This is a genomic window from Streptomyces sp. SID12501, from assembly GCF_010550245.1.
Taxonomy (GTDB): Bacteria; Actinomycetota; Actinomycetes; order Streptomycetales; family Streptomycetaceae; genus Streptomyces.
The window spans coordinates 1-246 of sequence record NZ_JAAGLU010001129.1 but is presented as its reverse complement, the minus strand read 5'-3'; the positions used below and the strand labels follow the sequence as shown (position 1 = coordinate 246).

Genomic DNA, 246 nt, shown 5'->3' with positions numbered 1-246 from the left:
AGCAGCCGGAGCAGCCGGAGCAGCCGGAGCAGCCGGAGCAGCCGGAGCAGCCGGAGCAGCCGGAGCAGCCGGAGCAGCCGGAGCAGCCGGAGCAGCCGGAGCAGCCGGAGCAGCCGGAGCAGCCGGACCAGCCGGACCAGCCGGACCAGCCGGACCAGCCGGACCAGCCGGACCAGCCGGACCAGCCGGACCAGCCGGACCAGCCGGACCAGCCGGACCAGCCGGACCAGCCGGACCAGCCGGACC

At 77.6% G+C, this 246-nt stretch carries 1 protein-coding gene; it reads right to left on the bottom strand.

Annotated elements, in window-relative coordinates; all coding sequences use genetic code 11:
* A partial coding sequence (locus tag G3I71_RS53150) for a hypothetical protein (protein ID WP_239149841.1) occupies positions 1–246 on the bottom strand: 246 nt, incomplete at both ends.